Origin of the sequence: Actinomadura litoris, assembly GCF_009733595.1 — a bacterium.
Taxonomy (GTDB): Bacteria; Actinomycetota; Actinomycetes; order Streptosporangiales; family Streptosporangiaceae; genus Spirillospora; species Spirillospora litoris.
The window spans coordinates 77,034-100,497 of sequence record NZ_WOFH01000013.1 but is presented as its reverse complement, the minus strand read 5'-3'; the positions used below and the strand labels follow the sequence as shown (position 1 = coordinate 100,497).

Below are 23,464 nucleotides of genomic sequence, written 5' to 3'. Positions count from 1 at the left end.
TGGCAGGGGCGATGAAGACACGAGTCGAGGGATACGACGGCAACATCGTCTCGTTGTTGCGAACCCTCGTAGGGGCGATGAGGACGCGAAGGACGTGTGGGACGAGCCGATCGACACCGGGTTGCGAACCCTGGTAGGGGCGATGAGGAGCCCACGGTAAAGCTGTACGTCTGTTCGGGGGAGAGGGGGCGGGTTGGAGCGGGTTTTGCAGCGAGCCTTTGGTTGTGCTGTTGGGCCCGGTGTGGTGCTGAAATCTACACCTGCGGTGCGCCGAGTTCTGGCCGTTCGAGCTGAGATCGGCGGCTTCGTGGTCGGCACTGGTCTTCTGAGGTGTGCCGTCGTCGAGTACGGGAGGCCGTGTGCGGACGTCGGTCATCGGACGGACGTGTCGGCGAACTCCGCTACCCGGTCCGTCCAGTCCACGCCCGCGGTGGCGACCAGGAGCGCGAGGCGGCGCACCATCCGTCCGGCCGGCTCTGGTGCGAGGCCCAGGTCCTGGGTCGCCACGGCGACCGGGTCGGCCTGGTGGCCGATACCGATCGCGCATACGGCGGTGGTGACCTTCCGGTACGTTCTGCGGCGCGTCGCGTGCGGGTCGGGCTCGTCTGCGCGGGTTGTGAGCAGGCGGGTCAGCGTCGCGCGGGCATGGAGCCGGTCCGCTGCGAAGGCGTCCTGCGGGTCTGTGGGAGGCTCGATGTTCACCGGCTCCTCGATGTTGGCGGCGAAGAAGCCCGGGTTGGCCGTGCGGAGGGCGGACAGCGCCCTTCCCATGCGCCGGGACGCCTCCGCGTGCGTCAGGCCGTGGCGTTCCCGCAGGTCGTCCGGTACTTGGAACGGGTCGGAGACCCTGCGGCGTATGCGGAACACCACCATGATGAGCATCTCCAGACCCGCGGGATCCTCACGCAACGGGGCGGCCCAGACCGCCTGGCGCAGGTCCCGGTCCGGACGCGCCGCCGCGCCCCGGCGAACCGCGTCCGCGCGTCGCGTCTGCGCCTCCAGATGCCGCAACGGGTAGTGGACGAGTTGCGCCCGTGCGGCCCGCAGCCACGCGGGTTCGGCGATGTTCCCCGCTTCCCGAAGCCTGGGCGCCCACGCGCTGGAGTCCTGACCCTGTGCGTCTGCTGACAGCAGGTGTTCCCCCAGCAGGGCCATTTCTCGGACGGGCCGCCCCGCGCGGGTCGCCGGGACCTTGTCCAGGGCGGAACGCAGCCGCTTGAAGCTCGCCATGAGCAGGTCGTCGGCCGTCGCCTCGCAGTCGGCGCACCACCTCGACCCGGTCGGCGCGCCGCAGGCACGGCCGGCATGCCTTGCCCGGAGCAGTGGTCCGCGCGCTGCCGCGCGCAGCGCCGGGGCGATGAAGGCGTGGAACGCGTCGAACGCGATGTCGCCATCGGGGTGGGCCAGGTGGGAGAGGGGCCGCACGGAACCTCCTGAGGTAGTCCGAACAGACCGGCCGTCCCACGGACATGAATCCGGGGACCCGGTCTTCCTCAGGAGGCGCGAGGGCCTCGAAACGCTCTTCGGCCGCAGCCGTCGAACGCTCACCAGTATCGGAGTGACCCTCCGTTAACGTCAAGCGGCTTACCGGATCCGGGGCCGTGCGTGATCACCGGGCGTCCGCTCCCAGTTCTTCGAGTTGGGAGCGGAGGCGTGTGTAGTCGGCGACGAGCACCGGGCCCGGGTCGCTGCGTGGCCGGTCGAGTGCGTCGATGGCTCGACGTAGCTCTTCGAGGACCGCCTCGGGGGCGGGTGGCTTCTTCGACGGTCTTCGTGTACCCCGGCCGAGTTGTTCTTCGCGGAGTCTGTCGAGCAGGTGCGCGTAGGGGGTCTCGTTGCGGTAGGCGTTCAGTCTTGCGAGCGGTGTGAGGCGTTGCCTCAGGGATTTCCATGCGTCCCAGTCGAAGAGACCCGGGCGGAGCACCTCCACGGCTGTGTAGCAGGCCGGCCATGGCTCGTCCGCCAGGACGTGCGCGATCAGTTCGAGGCGTCGGCGGGCCATTTCGCGGCGGGTGTCCATGTTCGTGGTCGGCGCCGCGTGGCCGTACAGGTCGTGGTGGAGCCGGGCTGCCGTGTCGCGGGCGGCGGCGAGGGCCGGTGAGCCGGTGTCGAGGAGTTGCCAGGCGGTGCGTGTGTCGAGGCGGCGGACGGCCGACGAGGCGAGCCGGGCGAGGCGGGCGTCCATGCCGAGGCGGCAGAGGGCGAGGCCGGCCTCGTTGAGCACCGTGCGCAGCGCCCGGTCGCGGCCGAGTTCGGCGACGCGCAGCGGGCAGGCGGCGTTCAGGGACCACTGCACGCCCGCGGCGACCATGCCGTTGACCGCGACCGGCTTTCCGGAGTTGATGACGAGCAGGACCTCGTCCACGTCCCGGAGGCTGGTCGAGCCGTACCGGCCGGTCGGTTCGGCCTCGCCGAGCGCGGCGAGGAGGGCGGCGTTGATCGCGGCGGCGTCGCCCGGCTCGGTGGAGAAGGGGCCGAGGGCCGCGGCGTCGAGGCTGCCGGCGGGTGCGGTGGCGCGGGCGAGCGTCACCCAGGACCGGGCGCGCTCCATCGTCTCGCCGCTGGCGAGCAGGCGCAGCCTGATCCGGCCGGGCCGGGCGAGGGCGCCGCAGCGGTGGGACGCCCAGTCCATGACCTTGTGGACGGCGGCGTGCCCGTCCCTGTCGGCCGGGTCGTCCGCGGGGGTCTTCCCGACGCACATCAGGACGAGGACGTCGCCCGACCCGAGGACGGGCCATGCCGTCATGCCCCGTTGTTTCACCAGGCCGGGCACCGGGTCGGCCTTCTCCCACTGGTCGGCGTTCGCGAGCAGCGAGCCGGGCAGGCGGCGCGCCTCGGGCGGGGCGAGGTGCGCTTGGTGCTTGGCGCTGTCCTCGAAAAGGCTGATGAACTGCGCGTCGCCCACCAGGGCCGCGTGGTGCGTTCGGGGGATGGGCGAGAGCCTGCGGCGTGCTTCTCCGATCAGAGCGGCGCCGCCGTGGCGCTCCGGGTCGCTCAGCTTTCTCGCGAGTTCTTGCAGTAGTCGTCGTGCCGATGCGGAGACCGCGGCGTCCTCTTTGCGGGACGGCTTGCTGATCCGCTGGGTGAACCACGTGCGGAGCAGGGCGTGGTCGATGGCCTCGCCTCGCGCGAGACGCTCGAAGAAGGCGGCCTGGACGGTCGGCCACAGTTCGCGGAACTTGGTGAGCGCCCCCGCGTCCATGCCGGGGACGATGCCCTCGGCCAGGCTGATGTCGGCGCGCTGGCGGGCGGCGAGGAGCCGCCAGAGGTCCGCGTTCGACGGGTCGACCGTGGCGAGTTCGTCCCAGAAGCGATGCCGGAGCAGCCAGTCGCGAAGCGTGTCATGCGGGTCGATCAGGTCGCGGAGCCGGTAGGCGGCGGACGGATCGTCCACCGGCAGCAGGGTCATCGGCACACCCGTCTCGATGCCCGCGAGCAGGACCCCGGCGCCGAGGGCGTAGGAGCCGGCCCCCGAGGTCAGCAGGCATTCGCCGGGGGCGAGCGCGGTGAGCACGGGTTTGAGCGAATCGACGCCGTGCCGGACGGTGGGCTCGGCGACCTGGACGATGTGGAGCCTGTCGCGGGCGAACGTGCGGCCGCAGAGGCCGTCGGCGGAGCACAGGAGTTCCTTCATGTGCCGCGCGTGTTCCGCGAAGGGGCGGCGCGAGAAATTGTGGGTGTTCGTGGTCGCGATGATGAGCAGGCCGCTGATGTCGGTGCCGGTCTCGGCGAGGCCGTCGAAGACCTTGCGCAGGGGTCTGCGGTCGCCGGCGCTTCCGTGGAAGTCGATCGGGCCGGGGGTCGTCGCGAGCGGGGGCCGGCCGAGGTCGCCGCCGCCGATCGGGTGGATCAGCAGCGGCGCCGCGTCCGGCTCAGGAACTCTCTTCGTCGTGGACGTCAAGATCGCGGCCTCGGGGGTCGCCCGCGGAGGGGAGGGAGCGGCCTCGGTCTGGGGCGACGCTTCCGTCCTTGACCTTCTCGTTGGCGGTGAACCAGGCGTATGACTCTCCGGCGGGATTCGGGGGTGTGCGCGGTGCCCGTAGGCCCTTGGGACGCGCACGGGGGTAGTGGACGGGGAGATCGGCTCTGCCCTGCGCGGCCGCGCGGAACGCGCCTTCGATCGTGGCGAACCCCGGCTGGTTCGCCGCTTCCCGCTCGAAGGCCCGGACGCAGTTCTCCACCACGGTTTCGGCGGACGGGTCGGGGAGCTCTCCCGCGAGGTCGCGATAGTACTCCGACCATTGCGCGCCGGTGTGGAGTTTCGTTTCCCTCGGGTCCAGGGAGAGGCGGACGCTGCCGAACCCGAGCGGTTTGCCGAGGCCGAGGCGGTGGTGGTGGTCGTCGCCGAGTGTCAGCAGCCAGAGCAGGGCGCCCAGTTCCACCTCGGGAATGTCGCGGACGCCGATGCCGAAGGTGAACTCGGTGCCCTCGGCGATCCAGCCGCGCACGGAGCGGTTCTGCTTGTCGCGCTGCGGCTCGCCGGTCGTCTGGAACGCCGTCCCGTCGCGCGTGAGGCGTTCGTCGGCGGGCGCGTTCGGCCGCCGGTACTCCCGATACAGTTCGCCGTCGATGAGTTCCTGCGTGGGGTCGCCCGTCGATTCGGTCTCATTCCAGTAGGACTCGGCCGTCGCCGCCCGCCGATGATGCCAGTAGACCTTGCGTCCGCGGAGGGCACGGTCGGGGTCGCGGTGCACCTCGTTCTTGGGCGTGCCGTCTTTGATCGGCCGGTCCGGTTCGGCGGCGCTCTCGGAGAGGTAGAAGCGGCCCTGGGTGGGTTTCGGCTGGGCGAGGATCGACAGCGGCAGCCCGTCTCCCGGGAACCGTCTGACGGCCTGGCCGGGGGCGGTGACGCAGGTGACGCCGTTGACGCGCACCCTGCCCCGGTACGCGGCCGGACGGGTGCCGGATCCCTCCTGCGCGACCCAGCCGAACACGCGGTCGGCCGGGGACAGGTCTCGGAAAGAGGGGGCGGGCTCCACCTTGGGCGGAACCAGTTCGGCCGGACTCGCACTGGCGAGGTCGCGCGGGATCATGACCGGATAGAGCGCCTCGATTCGCCCTGTGGGCATGTACGCCCAGCAGAAGGTCCCCGGTGTGAGCCTGCGCCGGTCTTCGTTGTTCCGGTGGGGGCTGATGTCGAGTTCGCCGCCGGTCTCGATGTCCTGCTCATGTCGGCGATGGTGCTCCATGAGAGCGTCCCAGCGTTCCCGGAGCTCGTCGGTCAGCTTGACCCGGTTCGGATTCTGTTTGATGAAGACCCGCTCATCAAGCTTCTTCTCCGCGTTCTGGCCGGTGATGAATACATACCCCTCCACCCAGCCGCCGGGTCTGCTGCCGGAGTACGGCCTGATGTCGGTGACCTCTTCGGTGTTCTTGCCGCGCCTCGTCTTGACCCAGACGCGATCGCCGTGTTCCGGGGGCCGTTTCGGCGAATACCGGGGGCCGGGCCTGTCCCGGTAGGAGGAGAGCTTGACGGCGCCCCAGAACTCCAGTGTTCTGCCGTCGGCGCCGACGCGGACCGGGCGCATGTAGCGCGCGTCGTCGGCGATTCGCCGCCAGCCCAGCGGGTCGTCGTGGCCGTTGAACACACCGAACCGGCTGTTGGTGATCGCCTCGTAAGCGGTGCGCAGCATTCCCTTGAGCGCGGTGGCCGGTAGATGAGGGCGGCCGTCGCGCAGCAGTACCGGGTAGGTGAGGTGTCCTTCCTCGGCGCCCGGCGTGTTGTGGGCGCGGGCTGTGTCGAGTAGCAGCAAGGGTGTTCGGACGGTGAGCCGGACGCCGATCGTGCCCGTCCAGTTCTCCTCGTGCAGCCGGTCGGCGCCCTGCGGGACGGCGTCGGCGAAGGAACCCGTCATACCCTCGCGGGAGAAGGCGGGGACGAAGGTGTAGGGGTTGAGGAACGGCTCTCCGCGTCCGCGCGGATCGGGTTTGGCGGACGGCGTCGCACGTGCCTTCTTGGTGGGCGCCTTCCTGGCCCTCGGCGGCTGTGATCCTCCGACGGGCTTTCTGCGGAAGAAGACATCGCTGGGCTTGGGCGGCCTTGCCTCGGTCATACCTTCCCTCCGCGCAGCGGTTCTGAGACTTCGAAGGACAGCAGGCGTTCTTCGGCGATGTAGGCGTTGCCGTGCGCGCTGTCGTGGGCGATGTACTCGCGGGTCGTCAACTCCACGCGGTCGCCTCGGCCGAATTCGCCTGGAACGCGCAGGCTGCCGATGCGTTCCGTGGTGAGCGTCGTCCAGCCGTCCGACGTCATGACGGCCTTCCCCCACAGCAGGTAGCCGCCGTCCACGGTTCCGGCGGCGTTCACCGGATCGCACGGGGTGAAGGACGGAGGCAACGCCGTCGGGTCCTCGGTGAGCAGGACCGTGCGTCCGGAATCCTGAAGCCAGCGCAGTTCGGTGTGCTCGTCGAATGCGCGGGCCTCGAAGACACCCTGGAAAGTGGAGCGACGTGCTTCGGCGGTGGTGACGATCGCATAGCGCCATGGCGTGGTGAGCAGCGCGAACCCGTCCGGTGCGCTTTCCATGGCCTCGGTGAAGGTGAGGCCGTCGCATGCGGCGACGTGCAAGGTCGTGCCGGTCATCGCGCCCCTCCCGCGTATTCGCGCCACGCGGCCGCGATGTCGCCGTGCCGAAGGGCGTCTTCGAGAGTGGTCCGCGACGTCCAGCCGTTGCCGGAGAACTCGATGGACTCGATCGCGACATCGCCGAAACCCCGGTTGACCATGCCCCCGAGCGGGACACGGCGCTGCTCCAGATCTCGCAGGACCAGCAGGAGCAGCGCCAGGGCCACATTTCTGTGGCCTCCGAGCCGGGTGAGATCGACGGTCAGCCGGATCGGCTCCCAGTCGACGCCGTGCGGTTCGAGGACGCTGAACAGCAGGTGGTCGGCGGCGCCTCCCGTCCAGCGGTCGATCGCGACGTGGTCGGCCTGGTCGAGCCCGCGGGCCGCGAGCGCGTCGCGGATCGAGGGCGGCAGGTCCTTCGCGTCGTCGGGGTCCGGCGCGCCGTTCACCACGACGTCCCACACCTCGGAGGGGACGACCGTCTCGCTCACGCACTCGTGGACGGTCAGCGCCCCCGCGCCCCACGGGTGGGTGGACGGTTCGCGGCGGGCCGCCCCGAACAGGACGCAGACGGCGTCCAGCCCGTCGAGCTGTTCGAGAAAGGCTTCGGCGTGCCGCCGCGCGGCCGTGTCGCCTGCCGCGTCCTCGATCGGAGGGCGCGGGGCGTCGAGGCCGCGGGCGGTGCGTTCGATGAGTTCGGCGTGGCTGCGGAGGGCGCCCTTGATGGAGCCGCCGCTCAGCGTGAGCTTCAGCATGTCGGGCCCGAGCCGGGTGGTCAGCGGCAGCGTCTTGATCGCCGCGCCTTCACCGGCGGCCCGGACCATGACGGGCGCGTCCGGTTTCCACCGGAGCTGGACGGTCAACGTCTCGCGGCGCGCGGGCAGGGCGGCGGCCCCCGCGTCCACGCGCGACTCCTCGAACACCTCGGGCTCGCCGCCGAGGAAGGCGAGGAGGCCGGCTCGGCCGGTGAAGTCGTGTTCGTGGACGTCGAGCGGCGACGCCATCAGCGTCACGACGCCGAGGCCCCTGCCGTTGGCGGCGCCGACCCCGATCTCCTCGGCCTTCAGGGCGGCCAGCAAGGCGCGCAGGCGGGCGCGGTCACGGTCGAGGGTGTGGCCGGTCGTCTCGACGTCGAGGTCGAACGACAGAAAGTGCCCGGCCGGGACGATCGTGCGGGCGTACAGGAAGGCCGAGGCGGCGGCGCCGGTGACACGGTCGATGCCGACGCCGTGGACGACCGGCAGCGCATGCGGTCTGAGGGGTTCGTTCGGGATTCCGTCTCCGTCGGTCCCGGTCGTGGTGGTGACGACGGCGTCGCGGACGACGATCCGGCTGGCCTGGCCGGAGTCCGGCTCCCCGTCCCGGATGTATCCCCACATGTCGTCCAGCAGTGAAGTTTCGGGATCGGCGCCGCGCATCCAGTCGCGCAGGACCCCGGCGAGGCTGGTGCCGGGGACGTAGACGCGGTCCTGCCCGTCCACGGCGACGGGCAGCGCCTCGGCCGGATCGAGCGCGACACCGCCCACGTGCAGCGGCGTCTGGGTGCGCAGCCAGCCGCGCACGCGGAGCCTCCGGTCCATCGGACGTCCGGTCATGCGCGTGCCTCCTCGGGGCGGGCTTCCTTCCGGGTGCCGGCTTCCCCGCGGCCGTGCGCGTTCCTGCGGGCGTGGGCGTTCCTGCGGACGTGGGCGGCCAGGCATGCCGTGAGCAGCGAGCGCAGGGCCTCCGCTCGCAGCTCGCGGGGGAGGGCGTCCGGGCCGTCGACGGTCAGGCACAGGCCGCCCCGATCGTCGAATCCCAACGTCTCCCAGACGTCCTGCCTGGCCAGCAGGGTGCGGATCGCCGTGGTGATGTGCGGCGCGTTCCACCGTCCGGTGAGGCGGACGACGCGGGCCTCAAGCGCGTCCGGCTCCTCGCCGAGGTGGTCGAACAGGCGGCGGAGCGCGTTCAGCCGGGTCGCCGAGAGGTCGACGATCGCGCCGAGCACCTCGTCCGGCCGGGCGGCCCGCTCCTCGGCGAGCCGCCAGATCTCCGCGCGCCACGCGGCCGTCTCGATCAGCCGCGCTCCGGCGTGCCCCGGGTCGGTCGTGGGCAGCTTTCGCGCCGCCGGACCCGGCTGCTCGTGCGGCCGCCCGCCGCCGCCTTCCGGCGCCTTGTTCATGAGGAGGGGGTCGTTGATACGGATCTGGCCGAAGCCCTCGCCGCGCCGCTCGCCGATGCCCGACCGCTCGACCTCCGCCAGGACGTCCGCGCCGATGCGGCCCGCCTCCACCGCGAAGGTCAGGCAGCCGCCCGCCGCGAACCCGAGCAGGACCGGCCTCGGCAACCGCCATTTGCGGTGCCAGGAATCGGTTCGGGCGACCTCGTAGCTGGTCGGCGTCCGGTCGCGCTCGTGCAGGACCGGTACGAGCTTCACCCCCTCCGCTCCGGCGGCCGCGAACGTTCTGACGAGGAGAGCGGCGAGGTCACGCGGGTCGTCGCTCGGCGCGAGCCTGCCGTCGCGGACGAGGACGTCCGACAGCAGCCAGACGCTCAGGCGGCCCCCCGTCGTGATCGGCACCGCCTCGGACGCCGGCTCGGCGGGCTCGGCGGGCTCGGCGGTGACGGACACAAGGCCGTAGTCGTCCTTGCGGGACCGCCCCAGTTGCCACCGGCCCTCCAGGCTCGTCCACCAGCCGTCGGCCAGGATGCCGCGCCGGGCCCTGACCTCTGCCACCAGCACGGTCCCGGGCTTGAGCGCCTGGTAGACGTAGACGCCGCCGAGCGCCTGGGCGGGACGCTGCGACCTGTCCTCGATCGTGTTGTGCATCCTCAGGACGAACTCGGGCGCCTCGACCGCCACGTTCGGCGCGGCGGTGACATAGCCCTCACGCACCCGCTTGAACGACCTGCCCTTGGGGTGCCCCTCGGCCATGCGGTTGAGGTAGACGTCCCTGTCCTCCTTGTCGCGCTCGAAGACGCGGGGGACCGGTCGCCCCCGCGCCCCGCCCACCTGCGGGGTCGCGGGCGTCACCACGAGATCGCCGCAGCGCGCCGCCGCGGCGGCGGCGGGCGAGCCGAGCCGCTTCAGCACCGGCCCCAGCAGTATCCAGCCGGGCACATGGTCACGGCCCTCGACGAGGTTCCCGACGGTGCGGTGATGCGCGAGCAGCGGTGCGTCGAGCGTCATGCGCATGACGACGTGCTCCCAGCCGTCGCCCGCCACCGGTCTTCCAGCGGAGTCGGGTTGCGGCGGGCCTTCGGGGTCCGGCGGCGGCACCGGGTTCTCCGTCCAGCGCGCGAGATCGTCACCGCTCGGAGGCAGCCCCGCGCCCCCGAGATCGAGACGGCACCGGCCCGACCCCCTGCGCCGCTTCGCGCCGATCCCCTCCACCAGCCGCGCCCCCGCCCACAGCAGCGCGCGAGCGCAGCCGAGTTCCTCCTCCGTAAGCCCGGCCGGGAGCTCCGCCGCGCCTTCCAGCGTGACGCCGCCGCGCGCCATCTCGTCGAAGCGCAGCATGTCGTCCCTGGCCGCGCCGGTCGACGGGTCGTGCGCGACACCGGGTTTCACGAACGTCACCGCGTCGAGCAGGCGCCGGTCCCCCGCGATGGCCGGGCCGAGTCCGCCGGAAAGGCGGAGCGGACCCAGATAGCGCAGCGCGGCCGGACGCGGGTGCCGCGCCGGTGCCGCCGGTGTCTCGCCCGCCTCGGCGCTCAGGAAGGCCGGCTGGTAGCCGAACAGGTAGTCCACCCAGGAATGCCAGATGCCGGTCGCGGTCTCGGTGTCGAGGGCGCGTGCGGCGATCTCGCAACCGTCCCGCCAGACGCCGTTGAGGGACTTCGCCGGGACGAACGGCAGCCCGTGCTTCTCGTCCTTCAGCACCTGCCGGCTCAGCCGGCCGTACTGCCCGGTGCCCGCGCCGATGTGCCAGTCGCTCAGCATGCGCAAGGTCAGCGATACGGAATGGCTCATGACGCGTCCTTCGAACGCAGGAAGGGGGCGGCGTTCAGCGCGTCCAGGAGCCCCGTGCGGTGTGTACTCCCGTCCTGCCAGAACAGTGAGCCATCGTGGGCGAGCCCCTGCACCGCGTCCTTCCCCAGCCATGTGGAGACCACCTGGAATCGCGATTGCGCGGCCTCGCGTCCACGGAACAGGGCGGACCGCAGTTCGTGCGCCTGGGCCGCCGAGATGACGAGGCCTCCGTCCTCCCTGGCGGTCAGGGCGGCGACCTGTCTTTCCAGGTCGCGCCAGTGCCGGTGCCGCGCCCACTCGGCATCGCCGCCGTCCCCGACGACGTAGGGCTGCCCGGTCAGGCACGTGCCCCCGCCATCGACGGTCTGCTGCTCGCGCAGGCGCTCCAGGTCGGCGTACGCGCTCTCGAAGAGGACCTGGAACGACAGGGCGCTCCTGTCCTGCCCGAGCTTCTTCTTCACCACCTTCGCCTCGTCGGTCAACTCGCCGGCCAGATGGACGGCGCGGTGGAACGGATAGGCGCGCTTCACGATGGCGACCCCGGCGCAAGCACCCAGCCCGCGCAGGTCCTCCACGTGTTCGAGCACCCCGCCGACCGCGTCGTGCTCGCCGGCCAGCCGGGTGAACCCCTCCAGGTAGTCGCGTGCGAACCGCAGAGCCAGCTCACCGTCACAGACCACGGTGAGGTCGTCGCCGCCGAGAACGAGCGGGAGGACCGGCGGTTCGTCCGTGCCCGCCGACCATCCGGCGCCGCGCAGTTTCTCCAGCGCCGACCGGAAGGCGTCCCGTGCGCACTCGTCCACGCCTTCGGACAGGGCGCGGTACCTCCGTACGTAGTCCGCCGCGAGCCTGACGCCCTGCGCCGCCATGAGGGACGGGAAGCGCTCGAACACCTTCCCCATGCCGTTGCCGTCGGCATGGACCACCGCGACCCACTCCGCCTTGTGGTTCAGATGGTCGACGATCGAGGAGAGCTTGCGACGCGCCACCGCCTCGTCGTCGGCTTCGACGCAGAGCCCCATCTTGCCCGCCAGCCGCAGCAGCGCCCGATCGAAGGCGTGCAGTTTCGCCAGGCTCGGCGCCGACCGAGCCTCAGGCACCCGCCCCTCCGCAGGCAACCGCCGTTCCGCGAGCGCCCGCCGTTCCGTGAGTGGCCGCCCGTCCGCAGGCGGCCGCTCCTCCGCAGGCGACTGCCGTTCCGTGAGTGGCCGCCCGTCCGCAGGCGGCCGCCCCTCCATAGGTGACTGCCGTTCCGTGAGTGGCCGCCCGTCCGCAGGCGGCCGCCCCTCCATAGGCGACTGCCGTTCCGCGAGCGGCCGCTCCTCCGCAGGGGACTGCCGTTCCGTGAGTGGCCGCCCCTCCGCAGGCGGCCGCCGTTCCGTGAGTGGCCGCCCGTCCGCAGGCGGCCGCCCCTCCATAGGCGACTGCCGTTCCGTGAGTGGCCGCCCGTCCGCAGGCGGCCGCCCCTCCATAGGCGACTGCCGTTCCGTGAGCGGCTGCCCCTCCGCAGGCGGCCGCTCCTCCGCAGGGGACTGCCGTTTCGTGAGTGGCCGCGCTTTTATGGACGGCTGCTTTTCCGCAGGTGGCCGTCCCTCAGCCAGCAGCCGCCCTTGCATGAGCGGCTGTTCTTCCACAGGCCGCTCTCCTGCCGCGGGAGGCCGTCTGCCCGGGGGCGGCCCGCCCTCGGGGAACTCGACGACACCGCGAGCCGGAAGCCCGCTGGACCCGCACCGCGCCGCGATCGGCACGCCGGGAAACCGCAGCCTCGGCCCGCGCCTGCCCGCTCGGGCGACCACGAGAAGCTCCCGGGCGTCCGCGATGCACCGGGCGACCACCTCGGTGTCGCCCCATGTGACGGCCTCGCTGACCGCACCGCACACGTCCAGGCCCGGCGCCTCGCGCAAGGCCGCCCCGGTGATGATCCCGACGACCTTCCTGCCGACGTTCTCGTCCCTGACCAGCATCGTCACGCCGCCCGCGTTCGCGGTCACCACCTCGATGCCGTGCTCCTCGACGCGCTGCTCGCGGCCGTCCACGCCGGGCGCCCCCACCTCCGCCAGGGCTCTGTCGAGCCACTCGCCCTCGACGCAGGTGATCAGATGCGAAGCGCCGACGTTCTCGCGACGCTTGTTCGACCCGAAGATGTAGTTCTGGTTGCCCGCCGTGCTCAACACGACCGCGTACACGTCCACCCCGCGCCCCTTCTCACCGGCACCATCGACAGGGACTGATGGACGGACCCGCGACGGGCCCCGACGGTCGTTCAGAGCGGCGTGCTGAACGCGCCGATCGACCGCCTTCCGCCGAACACCGACGGTGACCGACTTCGGCCCCCGGGACGCACGGTCCGTCCCCGTGGGTCTCCCTGGCACCAGAACGGTGGCCGCCCGAGCCGTTGCACGGCGCCGGCGCCGCAGCGGGCCCTGGGTGCGGCCTCCGTCCATCAGTACGTCGCGTCCACGGCGACGGAGGCGAGGCGCGATGACCGAGACAACGAACGCACCGACGATGACGGTGGTCGGGGGGCCCGCCGCGACCCCGTCGCGGACCCACCGCGTGATCACCGACGGGGCCACCTGGAGCGGACTCGGTGGTGCGGGCGCGGGCGGGTTCGGTATCGAGGCCGCCAAGTCGATCATGACGGGAGCCCCGGCCGGACGCGGGTGGTTCGTGCTCGGCTGCCTCGCCGGGCTCGCCTGTCTGGGGCTCGGCGGGTGGCTGCGCGTCCGCGCGTCCGGCAGGACCCGGATCGGGCTCGTCGTCACCGCGTCCGACAGCGGACGCGGCGCCACGCGCGCCGCGGCGCTGGAGAACAAGGCCGTGGAGTACAGCCGGCGGACCTGCTCGGTCACCGTCCGGACCCGGCTCGCGCTCTCCGAGACCCGGCCGTGGCCCGCGGAGGGCGTCGACGCGCTCGCCGACGAGACGCTCGCGGCGGCGGGCATCGCGGAACGGCTGGTCAGCGGCGCCACCCGCGTCAACGTGATCCCGACGATGCCGCTGCCGGCCGGGTTCCGGTTCGGCGCCAGGATCGGCCACACCCACCCTCGCGAGATCGTCGTCCACGCGGTCCGGCAGGGGGACGGCGACCCGTCCTATTTCGCGGCGATCAGTCTCCGGGAGGGCCCGCTCACGACCGAACCTCTCACCGTGGAGCCGGTGGAAGCCATTGGGGGCGGGGACGAGTCGCGTGCGGCGCTCGCCGTGGACCTGCAGAACCTCGGTGCCGACTTCGTCCAGCCCGTTCGCGCCGCCTGCCGCGAGCACGGGATCGGCAACCTGCTGCTCCTCCGCCGGCACACCACCGGCCTGCTGGACGAGACCGCCGAGACCTACACCGCGATCGTGGAGCAGGTCTGCCGTGCGTGGCGGGATGCCGCCCTGCCGGCGGCGGCCCGCACCGGGCGGCACTCCGCCTTCCTCACCGGGCCGGTCGCCGTCTCCATCGCCCTCGGCGCCCGGCTCGCGCACATCCAGCCCGACCGCTGGACGGCCTTCGACTTCGACAACGCCTCCAGCACCTATACGCCCTTCCCATCCGATAGCGCGTAAAGGTCTGGATTTCACTAAAAGTGGGGATTTGTGGTGACCCCTCTGAGGGGCGATGAGCGCGAGCCTGCGGACGAATCCGACAAAAAACTCGATCAGTTGCGACCCCGGCAAATACCGTTCGAGTGGGTCGATCTCCCAGGTCAGCATATCCACTCCCGCGCGCCAGGCCACATTCGGACAGGCGATGTCGTGATCGAGTTTATTGAAGGCCCATCGTGCGCGCCGGGGGCCGCGTAACGTCCCGCGACGTGGTCGAAGAGCCGGGATCCACGCTCGCACGGGGGTCTGACAAAACGTCGTCCATCAGTCCCTCCTGAAGTTCATGTCTCCTGTTCGCGAGAAAGGACCGATTTGATGCGTTTGCGAGTAACTGTTCATACGGGGGCCCGGGAGCTTCCGTGGGAGGAGGTGTTGGCGCCTGGCCGGGCGTTGTCGTATGCGCTGCTGGAGCGGGGCGCCCCCGAGCTGGGGAAGGCCCTCCACGCGAACGGGTGGGGTCCGCTCGGGCTCGCTCCGTTCGGGTACGGCGCCCCGGTGTTCCCCGCGGCGCGGCGGCGGCGTGGCGTCTACGCCGCGGACGGCCCCGGCATCGTGGAGTTCGGCAGCCCGCTGGTCGCGGTGGTCGAGGGGTGGGCGGCCGCGCTGGCGTCGATCCCCGTGCTGGCCTGGGGAGCGACCGCGTTCATCGTCGACGGCGTCGAGCCGGTCGAGGCGCCGAGGTTCGAGTCGGGGAAGGCCGTCTTCCGCACCGAGACGCCGGTGGTGATGAAGAGCTCCGGACGGGATGATTCCGGCGCCCGCACGCACCGGCAGTCGTGGTGCCTTCCGGGCGAGCCCGAGTGGGACGTCTACATGCAGGGCAATCTGCGGCGCAAGGCGGCGACCCTCGGCCTGGATCCGGAGGTCACCCTCGAAAGCGTCGGCTGGATCGGGCCGAAGCGCTCCTTCGCGGTGGGGAGCGGCGGCGGCGGAAAGAAGCCGGGCGCCAGGGTCGAGGTGATGGTGTCCGGCGCGCCGGAGACGCTCTCGGCCCTGCACTCGTGGGGGCTCGGACAGGCCAACAGCACCGGCATGGGCTGGATCGGTGCCTGACACCGCCTCGAACCCGGCCCTGGTGCTGACCGCGAGCCCTTTGCAGCGCGTAGGGGCGTTCGCCTTGGCGGCACTCGCCAAGGCGGGGCACCCACGTGAGGTGTCAGGTGAGGTCCTCCACGACGCCGTCGGACGGATGACAGGCCATCTCCTGGAGACGGTCAAGGTGGCGAAGGCGGCGGATCCCGGCGGATTCTGGCTCGGCGCCAGTTACCTCCTGTGGCCGAATTCGAAGCTGAACCCGACCGCACGCGGGAAGCAGTCCTTTTCGGAGCGCGACCGGCTGATCCGGGAGTGGCGGGCGTATCCGGATCCGGCGGGATGGCCGGGGGCGCCGTGCGCGTACTGCGGACGCCCGGCCTGCGACTGGTACGGAAAGGTCGACATCCCTCTGGGCGCGAGCGCCGCGCACCGCAACACCACCGCGCCAGGTCACGAGGGCACGCCGTTGTGCTACCCGTGCGTCGCGAGCCTGTGGGCCTTCCCGTACGGGGCGTCGCTGTCGGGCGGCCGGGCCGCGCTGATGCATTCCTGGGACGACGATTTCCTGGCGAGGATGACCGCGACGACGGTCACGCGGACCCTGCGTCAGGCCTCCGCCGGGCCGTCCGAGAAGCAGAAGCCCGGCCCGTACGCACGTGAGCTGTGGGTGCTGCAAGCCGTGCGGGTCTACGGCCAGCGGATCACCTCCGGTGTGGAGCTGATCGTCTTGTCCAACTCCAACAAGGAGCAACTGCTCGCCACGCAGGAACTGAGCCAGCCGGTCGCGGAGTTCCTCCGGTCCACCAACAAGAACCCCAAGCGCAGTGCCGCGTATCCGGTGCTGGTAGCGACCCAGGGGACGAAGCAGGTTCCGGGAGAGGCGTTTCTGGCGAAGCGCGCCTTCACCCGTCCGGCGCAGGTTCTGGACTTCGCGATCGGACATGTGCTGAAGCAGATCTCGGCGGCGGCCCTGGTTCCCGCCGAAACGACCGTGTTGGGCCCACTCCTTTACGCCTACTGCCGTGAGGTACTGACCATGGACGACAAGGACGTCGAGCGGATAAGGGAACTGGCCCGCCGTCTGGCCGCCCTGCTGGGGCAGGACAGTCGCCGAGGGCCGTTCCGCGAATTCATCCAGGCCAACGGCAAGGGCGGGAACCTGCACGGCTGGTTCCGCTCCAAGGGCGTGGACTGGCTCCTTTTCGAGCGGCCGAAGGACACCCCGCCCGTCCTGCTGCCGGTGCGGGACTACCGGCTGCTGTTCGAGGACGAGCGGTCCTGGTCCTGGCGGCGGCTGCTGGTCTTCGCGGTGCTGGAGGCGCTGGCCGAGGCGGGATGGGAGCCGAAGGGCCCGCAGGAGGAACTCCAGGAGATCAAGGAACTGGTCGACGCCGTCGGCGGCGGCCAGGAGGAAGGGGTACAGCGGTGACGTTCCTGGTGGGGCAGCAGGTTCTCCAGATCAAGGCCGGTGCGCCCAACAACGGGCGGGGCGAGGACAACCGGGGCATGGTCAAGAAGTTCTCGACCGGCCGGGGGGACAGGTATCCGTATGTGTCCGCGCAGGCAGGACGCCGGTGGCTGCGTGACAGCCTGCCCGCCGGTGAGCCGACCTCGCCGGTGATCCGCAGCGGGGAGGGGAAGAAGCAGCAGGCGTACACGCGCGGCCGTCCCGACCTCTACCTGGACGACGACCTGTTCGGCTACATGATCGCGGTCAGGGCGGACGAGGCGGGCAGGTCGCAGACGTTCATGCGCGACACGGTGCTGGCGACCGGCACCCTGGTCTCGGTCGTCCCCGGCAACCCGGTCATGGACTTCGGCACGATGAGCCGCGACTTCGGGCCAGGGACGAACCCCGTCATCCACGAGCACGAGATGTACACCGCCGACCTGGCCGGCGACCTGCTCCTCGACCTGCCGCGCGCCGGAACCTTCGAGACCGGCGGCAGCACGACCAAGGCCGCGCTGCCCGGCGGCCTGGCGAAGGAGGTGGTCGAGCGGGGCGGCAGCGAGGTCGTCCTGCGCGACGTGCGGTGCGTGCGGTTGCCGATCGAGGAGCGGCGCCGCCGGATCGCGGTGCTGCTGCGGACGATGACGGTGGTCAAGGGCGGTGCCAAGCGGTCCGCCCACTACGGCGACCGGACGCCCGGCCTGGTGATCCTCGCGCCGGTCAAGGGCGGGACCAACCCGTTCACCCGGGTCGTCCGGGAGCGCGAGAAGGCGACCCACTTCGACGCCGACGTCCTGCGCGAGGAGATCGAGGCGTGGGCCGACGAGTTGGACGGCCCGGTACGCGTCGGGTGGGCTCCCGGGTTCCTCGGCAGCCAGCGCGACCGCGCCGGCAGCGACCTCGCCGACCTGATCAAGGAGGGGCGGCTCGTCCTCGGGCACCCCCGGACCGTCCTGAACACCCTGGCCGACGAGATCGAACGCGGCGACCACGACCACTGGTTCGACGACCCGCGATAGCGCGCCCGCGCCGTCCGCTTGGAGTACGCCCATGTCCGAAGCCCTGGAAGTGACCGTCACGGCTCCGGTCGTCAGCTTTCGCAACCCCCTCTATGACGGGCTGCAAATCGGGTTGCCCTGCCCGCCGCCGTCCACCGTCGGCGGGATGCTGGCCGCGGCCGCCGGAGGATGGGACCGTGTCCCCCCGCACACCCGGTTCGCCATGACCTTCCACGCCGCCGGATCGGGCCGCGACCTGGAGACCTACCACCCGCTCGGCAGCCCCGGCACCACGACCAACGCCACCATCAAGGACCGCGACTTCCTGGCCCTCGTCACGCTGACGGTCTGGCTCACCGAGGACATCGGCCTGTGGGCCCGCGCGATCCGCCGCCCGGTCTGGCCGCTGCGCCTCGGACGCAGCCAGGACCTGGTCGCCACCACCGCCCGCCGCGTCGAGCTGACCACGTCCACCGGCCGCCAGAACCACGCCGTCGTCCCGTTCGGCCTGCCGAACGCGACCGGCACGGCGATGCGGCTCACCACCGCCATCTCCGCCGACCGCGCCCGCTTCACCTGGGACGACTACCGGTACGACCCGGGCGGCGCGCGCACCGAGATCGACGCCGGCCTCGCCACCGGGGGCGGGCAGGCCCTCGCGCTCCTCCCACCCGTCCATCCGGACCGGAGCACCTGAGACCATGGCCGTGACGGACCTCAGAGCGAAGAGTTCGCCCAGGCCGGGAGTCCCCGGCGAGCTGCTGACCAGCCATCTGCTCAACACCCTGGACGCCGTGCGGGTGATCCGCGCCCGGGTGGGTGACATCCCCGGCATGCCACCCGAATTCTGGACGTCGGCGGCGCTCGCCGCGCTGCTCCACGACGCGGGCAAGGTGCCGGACGGCTTCCAAGGGATGATCGGCAACCTCGCCCGGCAGAAGCCGGTCGTCTGGGGTGAACGGCACGAAGTGCTGTCCCTGGGATTCGTGCGCCTGCTCCTGGCCGACCTGCCCGCCGAGCAACGTGACCGTGTGGCGGCGGTGGTGGCCGGTCATCACCGCCCTTTCACCTCGGGTCTGGAAAGGGCGTCCAAGCTGCCGCTGTTCACGCAGTACGCCGACGACCGCCCCGAGGACTTCGCCGGCAGGTTCACACCCGCGTCCCCGGAACGCCTCACCGCACTCATGGAATGGTTGCACGCCACCGGCCGCCGCTACCGGCTGCCGTTCCCCGAAACTGTCCCGGCCCATGACATCCGGCAACTGGCAGACGCCGCCCATCGGCAATTCCAGAACGTCATGGACCGCTGGGAATGGGAACTCCCGCCCGGCGACGCCGGCGGCACGACGGCCGTCCTGCTGCTGGGTGCGGTCACCATGGCCGACCACCTGTCCTCCGCGCACGCGCCCTTGGCCGCCCGGAACCCGCTGAACGAGAACTATCCCGCCCGACTGGCGGAGCGTCTCGCCGGCAAAGGCCACGCCCTGCGCCCGCAGCAACGACAGGCCGCCGACACCCTCGGCAACCTCCTCCTGCGTTCCTGGACGGGAAGCGGCAAAACCGAAGCGGTTCTCCTGTGGGCGACCACCCAGATCGACGACCTGGCAGCCCGCACGAACGGAAATCCCCGGGTCTTCTACCTACTGCCCTACCTGGCCAGCATCAACGCCATGACCGGTCGCCTCGCCGAAGACCTGCACTCACCCGACGGAATCGGCGTCGCTCATTCCAAGGCGGCCTCCTACCACCTCGCCCGGTCCCTTTCCGACGGATGCGCCGGTGATGACACCGACCTCACCGACGCCGCCGCCAAAGCGCGTTCCCGCGCGGAGGCCACCAAGAACTTCCGCGAACTCCTGCGCATCGGCACCCCGTACCAACTCCTCCGAGGCGCGCTGGCGGGGCCCGTCCATTCCAGCATCCTCACCGACAGCGCCAACTCGGTCTTCATCCTGGACGAGCTGCACGCCTACGACCCGCGCCGCCTCGGCATGATCCTCGCCATCCTCGGCTTCTGGCACCGCATCGGCGGACGCGTCGCCGTGCTCTCCGCGACCATGCCCACCGCCCTCGCCGACCTGGTCACCCGAGCCCTGGACGGCCGGACGACCCTGGTCCAACCGCCGGCGGAGCTCCAGCCTCCCGTCCGTCACCGGCTGCACACCCGCCAAGCCCACCTCACGGACGAGAGGTCTCTCGCCGAGATACGTCAACGACTCACCGACGGCCAATCCGTTCTCGTCGTCGCGAACAACATCCGCGATGCGATCGGCCTCTACGAAGCCCTCGGTCCCTTCTGCGTAGAACTCCACGGCGAAGGCTCCGCTCACCTACTGCACTCGCGCTACCGCCGCATGGACCGGACCGCCATCGAGACCGCCGTTCGGAAACGCTTCGCCAGCGGAACGCCCCGCCGACCGGGCCTGCTGGTCGGGACCCAGGCACTCGAAGTCTCCCTCGACCTCGACCTGGACTCCTGCCACACCTCGGCCGCCGACCTGGAAGCCCTCGTCCAGCGGTTCGGCAGAGCCAACAGGCTCGGCGCCCTGGCACCCGTCCCGGTGGTCGTCCACCAGCCCGCCTATGCCACCCGCGGCGGCGAGCTGTGGGCCGACGGCGTCTACGAGGCCGAGCCCACCCTGCACGGCTGGGACATCCTCACCCGCCACGACGGCCGGACCATCGACGAACAGGTCATCACCGGGTGGCTCGACGAGATCTACGCCGGCCCCTGGGGCCGCACCTGGGCCGAAAGGGTCGAATACCACCGCCGGGAGTTCGAAGCTGCGTTCCTGGAATTCTCGCACCCCTTCGACGACCGCTCCCACCTCGCAGAGGTGTTCGACCGCCAATTCGAAGGATCCGAAGTGATTCTTCGGCAAGACCATGACGACTACAGGACTTCCTTGGAGCAGGCGGACGACAAGGCGGTCTCCCGCCTGCACGCCGACCAGTACCTCATCCCCGTCCCGTCATGGTGCACATCCCTTGGCGGCTATGACAAACGCCTCAAGATATGCGTCGTAGAAGGCGACTACGACGAACACCTAGGCTTACGGGCCATCCATCCCGATCCACATGAAAAATACGAACCGGGTGAGATCCTTTGATCGAGGCCGAGGATGTCGGCGGCGTCCACATCAAATACCTCTACCACTGCCGCCGCCAACTGTGGCTCTACCTGCGCGGGGTCCGCCCCGAACATCTGAGCGGCAGCGTGCGGCTCGGCGAGGCCGTACACGAGACTTCGTACACCCGCCGCGGCCCGGTCGACCTCGGCGCCGCCAGACTCGACTTCATCGACGGCCGGCGCTGGGTCCACGAGGTCAAGTCATCGGCCCGTCCGACCCCCGCGGACGAGGCCCAGGGGCGGCACTACTGCTACCGGCTCGAACACATCGGCATCGACGCCCAAGGCGCGATCCTGCACTACCCCAGAACCCGCCGCACCCACCGCCATCCCTACACACCGGAGGCCGCCCGGCTGGCCCAGGCCGACATCGCCCAGGTCCTCGCCGTCGCCGCCGAGAGCACCTCACCCACCCGCCTGGCACGCTCGGCCTGCCGGGGCTGCGGCTACACCGACTACTGCTGGACGGAATGACATGCCCGCCGCCGCACGCACCTACTGGCTCACCGGCCCCTGCCGCATTCGCCGCAAGGACGAGTCGCTCGTCATCGAGCGCGAGGGCACCGGCAAGGTCCACATCCCGATCACCGACGTCCGCGACATCGTCGCCTGCGCCGAGACCGACATCAACACCTCGGTCATCGCGCTCCTGAACCGCCACCGCGTCAACGTCCACTTCCTGAGCCACTACGGCGACTACGCCGGATCGCTCCTCATCTCCGACACCAGCACGTCCGGCGAGACCGTCCTCGCCCAGGCCCGGCTGGCCGAGGACCCCGAGGCCGCACTCCAGGTCGCCCGCGCCATCGTCGCCTCCACTGCCTTCAACGTCCGCCGCGTCATCGACCGGAAGCTCCTCGCCCACCCCTACGACGTCCTGCGGAAGGAACTCGAAGCCGCCGAGAGCTCCGCCCGCCTCATGGGCATCGAGGGCAATTTCCGCCGATCGGCATGGGAGGTCCTCGACACCGAACTCCTCGGCTGGCTCCAACTCCGCGGCCGCAGCCGCCGCCCGCCCAAGAACGCCGGCAACGCGTTCGTCAGCTACGTGAACGGCATCACCTACGCCCGAACCCTCACGGCCCTGCGCCTGACACCCCTGCACACCGGTATCGCCTTCCTGCACAGCAGCATGGAACGCCAGCGCCACTCCCTGGTACTCGACATCTCCGAGATGTTCAGGCCCCTCTTCGCCGAGCGCCTGCTTTTGCGGATGAGCAAACGGAACCAACTCAAGGAGCACCATTTCGACAGCGGAGCCAACCAGGCCATGCTCAGCGAAACCGGGCGCAAACTGGTCGTCCAGGCCGTCCGCGACGAACTGTCCGTCACCGTCGCCCACCGCACCCTGAACCGGCCCGTCGCCTACGACGAACTGCTCTACCTCGACGCCCTGGCCCTCACCCGGCGATGCCTCGAAGGCACCCCCTACAAACCCTTCCGGATCTGGTGGTGAACCGTGCACGTCATCGTCGTCTACGACACCGCCGCCGAGCGGAACCCCCGCATCCTGCGAACCTGCCGCAAGTACCTGCACCACGTCCAGCGAAGCGTCTTCGAAGGCCAGGTCACCCAGGCCCAACTACGCCGCTTCCAATCAGAGGTCGAAACCCTCCTGGACCTCACCTACGACAACGTCATCGTCTACACCTTCCCACCAGGAACAACCCCCGTCCGCCACGCCTGGGGCGCCGCCGAACCCGCCCCCACCGACATCCTCTAGGGCTCGCCATAGAGCGGAAGCCAAACGTTTTCTCGTGGCTTCCGCCCGTCCGATCGCCGTTGCTGGCACAATCCGCGGCATGGAACGTGTGCTTGGAATCGGTGGGTACTTCATGAGGGCCGCCGACCCGGCGGCCCTCAACGCGTGGTATCGCGATTGCCTGGGTTTGGACACGGACAACAACGGCCTGTGGCGCCAGGATGACGGGCCGACGGTATTCGCGACGTTCGAGTCCGAGACCGACTATTTCGGGTCCCGCACCCAGCAGGCCATGCTCAACTTCCGCGTCCGCGACCTGGACGCGATGCTCGCGCAACTGCGCGTCAAGGGAGCGGACGTGGCGGAGGAAACGCAGGACATGGAAGGTGTCGGCCGGTTCGGCTGGGTCACCGACCCGGAGGGCAACCGGGTGGAGTTGTGGCAGCCCGCCTGACCGCTCGACCATGGCCCGGCAACCGCGCGGCACGCGCGTGACGGCGCGCCTCTCCGCGCCGGGTGGGTCAGAAGAACCAGGGGTCCAGGGCTTGGCCGTGCGGGACGATGTCGCTGAACCGGCCGCCGTAGAAGCCGAGCGGATCGCCCTCGCGGGTGCAGACGCCGGTCACCGCGCCGAACACGACCGTGTGGTCGCCCGCTTCGACGGTGCGCTCCAGGTCGCATTCGAGGTGGGCCAGTGCCTGCGGGACGACGGGCACGCGGTGGCCCTCGTACTCCAGGCCGAGTCCGGCGAAGTGGTCCTCTCCCCGCCGGGCGAAGCGGAGCGCGATCTCCTGGTGCCGCCGGGAGAGGACGTTCACGACGAATCCGCCTGCGGTCGTCACGGCCTCGACGCTGCGGGCGCCGTGGTTGAAGCAGACGAGCAGCAGCGGCGGGTCGAGGGAGACCGAGGTCAGCGAGTTGACGGTCATACCGTGCGGGACGCCGTCGAACTCGGTGGTGACCACGGCGACGCCGGTGGCGAACCTGCCCATGGTCTGGCGCATCAGCAGCGGGTCGATCAGTGACGGTGCCGTGGTCATC

Annotated in this window: 19 protein-coding genes; 11 read left to right on the top strand and 8 right to left on the bottom strand. The window is 70.8% G+C overall.

What is annotated here, in order from left to right:
• Nucleotides 1-372 precede the first annotated feature (372 nt).
• From GNZ18_RS31425 to GNZ18_RS31395, 7 genes are all read right to left on the bottom strand, one after another.
• The gene (locus GNZ18_RS31425; protein WP_156220275.1) at nt 373-1,425 is read right to left on the bottom strand and encodes a hypothetical protein; all 1,053 of its coding nucleotides are present in this window, start codon (nt 1,423-1,425) and stop codon (nt 373-375) included.
• 184 nt (nt 1,426-1,609) lie between these two features.
• Entirely contained in the window at nt 1,610-3,901 is a 2,292-nt protein-coding gene (locus tag GNZ18_RS31420) for a hypothetical protein (RefSeq protein WP_156220274.1), read from the bottom strand.
• Entirely contained in the window at nt 3,873-6,053 is a 2,181-nt protein-coding gene (locus tag GNZ18_RS31415; RefSeq protein WP_156220273.1) for a TIGR03986 family type III CRISPR-associated RAMP protein, read from the bottom strand. Before GNZ18_RS31415 ends, GNZ18_RS31420 begins: the two co-directional genes overlap by 29 nt.
• Nucleotides 6,050-6,583: a type III-D CRISPR-associated protein Csx19 gene (gene csx19, locus GNZ18_RS31410; RefSeq protein WP_156220272.1), complete on the bottom strand. Its 534-nt coding sequence runs from the start codon at nt 6,581-6,583 to the stop codon at nt 6,050-6,052. The genes GNZ18_RS31415 and csx19 overlap by 4 nt, the downstream gene beginning before the upstream one ends.
• Nucleotides 6,580-8,160, bottom strand: a complete 1,581-nt coding sequence (locus GNZ18_RS31405; protein ID WP_156220271.1) for an RAMP superfamily CRISPR-associated protein — start codon at nt 8,158-8,160, stop codon at nt 6,580-6,582. Before GNZ18_RS31405 ends, csx19 begins: the two co-directional genes overlap by 4 nt.
• Nucleotides 8,157-10,517 carry an RAMP superfamily CRISPR-associated protein gene (locus GNZ18_RS31400; RefSeq protein WP_156220270.1) on the bottom strand — a complete coding sequence of 787 codons (2,361 nt, stop codon included), beginning with the start codon at nt 10,515-10,517 and terminating at the stop codon, nt 8,157-8,159. The genes GNZ18_RS31405 and GNZ18_RS31400 overlap by 4 nt, the downstream gene beginning before the upstream one ends.
• Entirely contained in the window at nt 10,514-11,617 is a 1,104-nt protein-coding gene (locus tag GNZ18_RS31395) for a Cas10/Cmr2 second palm domain-containing protein (RefSeq protein WP_156220269.1), read from the bottom strand. Before GNZ18_RS31395 ends, GNZ18_RS31400 begins: the two co-directional genes overlap by 4 nt.
• A gap of 718 nt (nt 11,618-12,335) precedes the next feature.
• On the opposite strand from GNZ18_RS31395, the gene GNZ18_RS31390 reads away from it, so the two are divergent.
• From GNZ18_RS31390 to GNZ18_RS31340, 11 genes are all read left to right on the top strand, one after another.
• Nucleotides 12,336-12,665 (top strand): hypothetical protein, encoded by a 330-nt coding sequence (locus GNZ18_RS31390; RefSeq protein WP_156220268.1) that lies wholly within the window; start codon nt 12,336-12,338, stop codon nt 12,663-12,665.
• Between the two features lie 333 nt (nt 12,666-12,998).
• Nucleotides 12,999-14,069: an SAVED domain-containing protein gene (locus GNZ18_RS31385; protein WP_156220267.1), complete on the top strand. Its 1,071-nt coding sequence runs from the start codon at nt 12,999-13,001 to the stop codon at nt 14,067-14,069.
• Nucleotides 14,070-14,477: 408 nt separating this feature from the next.
• Nucleotides 14,478-15,161 carry a CRISPR-associated endoribonuclease Cas6 gene (locus GNZ18_RS31380; RefSeq protein ID WP_308165841.1) on the top strand — a complete coding sequence of 228 codons (684 nt, stop codon included), beginning with the start codon at nt 14,478-14,480 and terminating at the stop codon, nt 15,159-15,161.
• A gap of 22 nt (nt 15,162-15,183) precedes the next feature.
• Nucleotides 15,184-16,572 carry a hypothetical protein gene (locus GNZ18_RS31375; protein ID WP_173390941.1) on the top strand — a complete coding sequence of 463 codons (1,389 nt, stop codon included), beginning with the start codon at nt 15,184-15,186 and terminating at the stop codon, nt 16,570-16,572.
• Nucleotides 16,569-17,612: a type I-B CRISPR-associated protein Cas7/Cst2/DevR gene (cas7i, locus tag GNZ18_RS31370; protein WP_312874859.1), complete on the top strand. Its 1,044-nt coding sequence runs from the start codon at nt 16,569-16,571 to the stop codon at nt 17,610-17,612. Before GNZ18_RS31375 ends, cas7i begins: the two co-directional genes overlap by 4 nt.
• A gap of 31 nt (nt 17,613-17,643) precedes the next feature.
• Complete coding sequence (gene cas5, locus GNZ18_RS31365; RefSeq protein ID WP_156220263.1) at nt 17,644-18,288, top strand: CRISPR-associated protein Cas5; 645 nt, start codon at nt 17,644-17,646, stop codon at nt 18,286-18,288.
• A 4-nt stretch (nt 18,289-18,292) separates the two neighbouring features.
• Entirely contained in the window at nt 18,293-20,701 is a 2,409-nt protein-coding gene (gene cas3, locus GNZ18_RS31360; RefSeq protein WP_156220262.1) for a CRISPR-associated helicase Cas3', read from the top strand.
• Nucleotides 20,698-21,195 carry a CRISPR-associated protein Cas4 gene (locus GNZ18_RS31355; RefSeq protein WP_156220261.1) on the top strand — a complete coding sequence of 166 codons (498 nt, stop codon included), beginning with the start codon at nt 20,698-20,700 and terminating at the stop codon, nt 21,193-21,195. The genes cas3 and GNZ18_RS31355 overlap by 4 nt, the downstream gene beginning before the upstream one ends.
• 1 nt (nt 21,196) lies before the next feature.
• Complete coding sequence (gene cas1, locus GNZ18_RS31350; protein WP_156220260.1) at nt 21,197-22,177, top strand: CRISPR-associated endonuclease Cas1; 981 nt, start codon at nt 21,197-21,199, stop codon at nt 22,175-22,177.
• Nucleotides 22,178-22,180: 3 nt separating this feature from the next.
• A complete protein-coding gene (gene cas2, locus GNZ18_RS31345; protein WP_312874858.1) occupies nt 22,181-22,444 on the top strand; it encodes a CRISPR-associated endonuclease Cas2 in 264 nt (87 codons plus the stop codon).
• A 79-nt stretch (nt 22,445-22,523) separates the two neighbouring features.
• The gene (locus GNZ18_RS31340; protein ID WP_156220259.1) at nt 22,524-22,877 is read left to right on the top strand and encodes a VOC family protein; all 354 of its coding nucleotides are present in this window, start codon (nt 22,524-22,526) and stop codon (nt 22,875-22,877) included.
• 67 nt (nt 22,878-22,944) lie between these two features.
• Here GNZ18_RS31340 and GNZ18_RS31335 read toward each other — a convergent pair whose 3' ends face one another.
• Nucleotides 22,945-23,463, bottom strand: a complete 519-nt coding sequence (locus tag GNZ18_RS31335) for a flavin reductase family protein (RefSeq protein WP_156220258.1) — start codon at nt 23,461-23,463, stop codon at nt 22,945-22,947.
• Nucleotide 23,464 lies beyond the last annotated feature (1 nt).

Bases quoted from the DNA above. Each gene is read 5' to 3' on its own strand.
- GNZ18_RS31415 (WP_156220273.1), bottom strand. From the start codon at position 6,053: ATGACCGAGGCAAGGCCGCCCAAGCCCAGCGATGTCTTCTTCCGCAGA.
- csx19 (WP_156220272.1), bottom strand. From the start codon at position 6,583: ATGACCGGCACGACCTTGCACGTCGCCGCATGCGACGGCCTCACCTTC.
- GNZ18_RS31405 (WP_156220271.1), bottom strand. From the start codon at position 8,160: ATGACCGGACGTCCGATGGACCGGAGGCTCCGCGTGCGCGGCTGGCTG.
- GNZ18_RS31400 (WP_156220270.1), bottom strand. From the start codon at position 10,517: ATGAGCCATTCCGTATCGCTGACCTTGCGCATGCTGAGCGACTGGCAC.
- GNZ18_RS31390 (WP_156220268.1), top strand. From the start codon at position 12,336: ATGCACCGGGCGACCACCTCGGTGTCGCCCCATGTGACGGCCTCGCTG.
- GNZ18_RS31385 (WP_156220267.1), top strand. From the start codon at position 12,999: ATGACCGAGACAACGAACGCACCGACGATGACGGTGGTCGGGGGGCCC.
- cas5 (WP_156220263.1), top strand. From the start codon at position 17,644: ATGTCCGAAGCCCTGGAAGTGACCGTCACGGCTCCGGTCGTCAGCTTT.
- cas3 (WP_156220262.1), top strand. From the start codon at position 18,293: ATGGCCGTGACGGACCTCAGAGCGAAGAGTTCGCCCAGGCCGGGAGTC.
- cas1 (WP_156220260.1), top strand. From the start codon at position 21,197: ATGCCCGCCGCCGCACGCACCTACTGGCTCACCGGCCCCTGCCGCATT.
- GNZ18_RS31340 (WP_156220259.1), top strand. From the start codon at position 22,524: ATGGAACGTGTGCTTGGAATCGGTGGGTACTTCATGAGGGCCGCCGAC.
- GNZ18_RS31335 (WP_156220258.1), bottom strand. From the start codon at position 23,463: ATGACCACGGCACCGTCACTGATCGACCCGCTGCTGATGCGCCAGACC.